We start from the raw sequence: 3,565 nt of genomic DNA, 5'->3' as shown, positions 1-3,565 counted from the left end.
TCGGCGGCGTCAAGGCATCCGGTATCGGCCGCGACGGCGGCAACTGGAGCTTCGAGTTCTACATGGAACAAAAACACGTCGGCTTCGCAACAGGAAATCACAATATCATGCAGCTGGGGAAGTGAACTCGGGCAATGGCTCTGGTACACAAACGTCGGTAAACACGAGGAGGAACTGTCATGGGAAAGATCGTACAAGCCGCGAAGATTACGCATGTGCCAAGTATCTGGATGTCCCATACGATGCCAAAATACAAAGGCATCCGGCAGTCTGCCATTGATGGTTATGCGCGCCTGCGCCAGGACGCGATAGATCGCGGGGTCGAGACGTTCCTTGTGTTCGACACTCATTGGATCACCAATCAGGGGTTTCACCTGAATACCAAAGAGCACCATAAAGGCCGCTTCATTAGCCACGAACTGCCACATATGCTGGCGGATATGGAGTTTGATTATCGCGGGGATCACGCGTTGGGGGAAACCATCCTTGATGTTCTGCGCGAGCGCGGTGAGCGGGCACTTGGCCATTCGCACCCCGATATGGGCATGGAATATGGCACCCTTCTGCCTATGCATTTCATCAACGAAGGGGTGAATGCCCGCGTTTTGCCTGTTGCAGTCAACCAGTTCTCGTCGATCCAGGAAAACCGCATCTGGGGTGAGGCCATTGCCGAAGGTATCCGACGTTCCGACCGGAAGGTTTCCGTAATGGCATCCGGCTCACTCAGCCATGACTTTACGCCCAATGAACGCTCGGTCGAAGGGTTGAATGCGGTAAACGGCGAGTTCAACCGCCAGATGGATATGCACGTGCTGGAGATGTGGGAACAGGGACGGTTTGAAGAGTTTCTTGAGATGCTTCCAGACTATGCAAAGAAATGTACAGGCGAATGCGCCATGAATGACACTGCTTTGCTGTTCGGAGCTCTGGGCTGGGGCAGCTACAAGGGTGAGATCGACATCTACACCCCCTACTTCGGCAGCTCTGGCACAGGTCAGGCGAATGTCAGCTTTTCGGTCTGAAGGCAGAACTCGGGACCTTTTCATTTGAAGAAAGCACACCTGTTCGGCTTTAATCCGCGAGCCGAACGGGTAAGGTCGGGGACTGGACAAATTGGTGTTCAGTTACAAGAGAAGGCTTGCGCATGGATTGGGACGCGTTTTCGCATTGGGGTCAGCACATTTCGAAATGGGCGGCCGATTACCACAAGACACTTGCTGAACGTCCTGTTCGGGCCAAGACCACACCAGGAGAAATCGCGGCCCAGCTAAAGGCATCGCCCCCCGATAGTGGCGAGCCCATGGAAGCCATCATGGCCGATTTCGAACGAATCGTGATGCCGGGTATCACACATTGGCAACATCCCCGGTTCTTTGCCTATTTCCCGGCCAACGCAGCGCCGCCGTCGATGCTGGCTGAAATGCTGGTGACCACAATCGCGGCGCAATGCATGCTATGGCAGACCTCACCAGCTGCGACCGAGGTCGAAGGTGTCATGGTCGATTGGCTGCGGCAGGCGCTTGGATTGCCGGAAGGAACGACCGGAGTTATTCAGGACAGCGCATCATCTGCCACGTTGTCGGCTGTGCTGACCATGCGGGAACGGGCCACAGGGTTTACCGGCAACCGCGAAGGCCTGAACGCCAAGGGCGCACTGCGCATCTACTGCTCGGATCAGGTTCATTCGTCGATTGATCGGGCCTGCTGGGTTGCAGGGATCGGTCAGGACAATCTGGTGAAACTGCCGACACGTGGTCCGACCTATACGATTGATGCAGAGGCTCTTGATGTCGCAATTCAGGGTGACATCGCGGCCGGGTATGTACCTGCTGGTATCATTGCAATTACGGGCGGCACCGGGGTTGGGGCCTGCGATGATCTGGTGGCGGTGGCTGACATCGCGCAAAAATACGACCTCTATACGCATCTCGACGCGGCCTGGGCGGGGTCGGCGATGATCTGCCCCGAGCTTCGTGAGGCCCTTTGGCCCGGGGCGGATCGTTACGACAGCATTGTCTTCAACCCACATAAATGGATGGGGGCGCAGTTCGATTGCGCGATCCAGTTTCTGCGGGACGCCACGCCACAGCTCAACACGCTTAAGATCGAACCGGAATACCTTAAGACCACAGGGGCAGAGGTAACGAATTATTCGGAATGGACAATCCCTCTGGGTCGACGGTTCCGGGCATTGAAGATCTGGTTCTTGATGCGGTCATACGGTCTCGACGGGTTGCGGAGCCGAATTCGCAACCATGTGCTCTGGGCCAATGAACTTGCAGAAAAGATCGGCGCGATAGAGGGGTTTGAGATCACCACCGGCCCGATCCTGAGCCTGTTTTCCTTTCGCTGTCCAGGGGATGACGCCGCTCAGCAGCGACTGGTGGACGCGCTGAATGACGATGGCCGAATTTACCTGACGCAAGGCATGTTTAATGGCCGCAAGATCATCCGTTTTCAGGTCGGGCAATTCGACACAACCCGCGATGACGTGCTGATGGCGGCGGATGTCATCCGCGATGTCTGGGAGAGCCTGTTATGAAATTCGCAACGTTCAGTGCTGCAGGGGATACCTTCTTTTGGGTGATTACCGATGATGGTGCGATCGCCCTGAACGGTGATTTTCCTGAGTTTTCCAGCCTGTATGAAGTCATTGCCGCAGGTGAGTTTGCCCAAGCCGAAACCGAAGACTATGAATATCTAACACGCTCACTCTCGTTATGAGTGAGGGACCATCGGTGGGTAGGTCAAAGGTCACTTGTAGGTCTTTGAAGGATGAAAGGATATTGAGGAAAGCGCTTTTCCGGCAACTTCGACGAGAGTTTAGCGAGAGATAAGAAAATGTTGAAAGTCGTTATACATCAGGGGTTTCATAAAACAGGCACTCGAACACTGCAAACAATGTTGCTCAGAAATCGTTCCCGATTAAAGGGCAGAGTGAATATTCTGGTTCCGAGTGATCTGCAAGAGGCGGGCTTCTCAGCACGGCGCTTTTCTGTAGTGCAAGAAGAACGAGTGCTAAATAAGTTTCGTAAACAATTAAGACAAGCTCTGGCGCGCTTTGAAAACGAAACAGACAAACCGCTTTTGATTAGTAACGAGGAGTTTGCGGGCCTGATTCCAGGGCGTAAAAATGTGTATTCTTATTCCATGGTAACGGTTTTGTCTGAAGTGCTATTGGATGAGATCGAGAAGTTCGCTGATGGTAACGCGCGTGCAACCTTCTTTTTTACCACCAGGAACGCCTCTGATTGGATTAAGAGTGTTTATTGGCAAAACATACGTTCGAACCGAATTCAGGAAGGCCTTTCGGAATACGCGGACCTACTTCAGCAAGGCGCAGATCTTGCTGGTGTGGTTGCCCGAGTTAAGGATGCCGTATCCTCCCGAGCCGACGTCGTTTCCCTAGACACCTCAAACATGAGTGACCGTCTATTTCCCGCCACAAAGGTGCTATCGATGCTGAACGTAAGGTCTGGACGTGTCGCGGTTTGATGCCGCTCCTTTGATAGCATTTATTGCAACAAAGGAGACGAACTATGGGACTGAAACGGACGGACGAATT

At 53.6% G+C, this 3,565-nt stretch carries 4 protein-coding genes; all 4 read left to right on the top strand.

Annotated features, from left to right (window positions below; translation table 11 throughout):
• Positions 1–179 precede the first annotated feature (179 nt).
• The 4 genes from hpaD to ACR0BZ_RS19680 all read left to right on the top strand — a co-directional run bounded on the left by hpaD (position 180) and on the right by ACR0BZ_RS19680 (position 3,495).
• Entirely contained in the window at positions 180–1,022 is an 843-nt protein-coding gene (gene hpaD / locus ACR0BZ_RS19695) for a 3,4-dihydroxyphenylacetate 2,3-dioxygenase (protein WP_480555178.1), read from the top strand.
• Positions 1,023–1,144: 122 nt separating this feature from the next.
• Positions 1,145–2,542, top strand: coding sequence for a pyridoxal phosphate-dependent decarboxylase family protein (locus ACR0BZ_RS19690; RefSeq protein WP_480478158.1), 1,398 nt, complete (start codon positions 1,145–1,147; stop codon positions 2,540–2,542).
• The gene (locus ACR0BZ_RS19685; RefSeq protein WP_480478160.1) at positions 2,539–2,724 is read left to right on the top strand and encodes a hypothetical protein; all 186 of its coding nucleotides are present in this window, start codon (positions 2,539–2,541) and stop codon (positions 2,722–2,724) included. Before ACR0BZ_RS19690 ends, ACR0BZ_RS19685 begins: the two co-directional genes overlap by 4 nt.
• A 117-nt stretch (positions 2,725–2,841) precedes the next feature.
• Positions 2,842–3,495 carry a hypothetical protein gene (locus tag ACR0BZ_RS19680; RefSeq protein WP_480921065.1) on the top strand — a complete coding sequence of 218 codons (654 nt, stop codon included), beginning with the start codon at positions 2,842–2,844 and terminating at the stop codon, positions 3,493–3,495.
• Positions 3,496–3,565: the final 70 nt, after the last annotated feature.

The sequence above is a fragment of the Ruegeria sp. P8 genome (assembly GCF_056534665.1).
The sequence above is the reverse complement of the archived record's forward strand: the minus strand, read 5'-3'. Positions and strand labels throughout refer to the sequence as shown.

Coding starts and splice junctions, on each gene's coding strand:
- hpaD (WP_480555178.1), top strand. CDS start 180: ATGGGAAAGATCGTACAAGCCGCGAAGATTACGCATGTGCCAAGTATC.
- ACR0BZ_RS19690 (WP_480478158.1), top strand. CDS start 1,145: ATGGATTGGGACGCGTTTTCGCATTGGGGTCAGCACATTTCGAAATGG.
- ACR0BZ_RS19685 (WP_480478160.1), top strand. CDS start 2,539: ATGAAATTCGCAACGTTCAGTGCTGCAGGGGATACCTTCTTTTGGGTG.
- ACR0BZ_RS19680 (WP_480921065.1), top strand. CDS start 2,842: ATGTTGAAAGTCGTTATACATCAGGGGTTTCATAAAACAGGCACTCGA.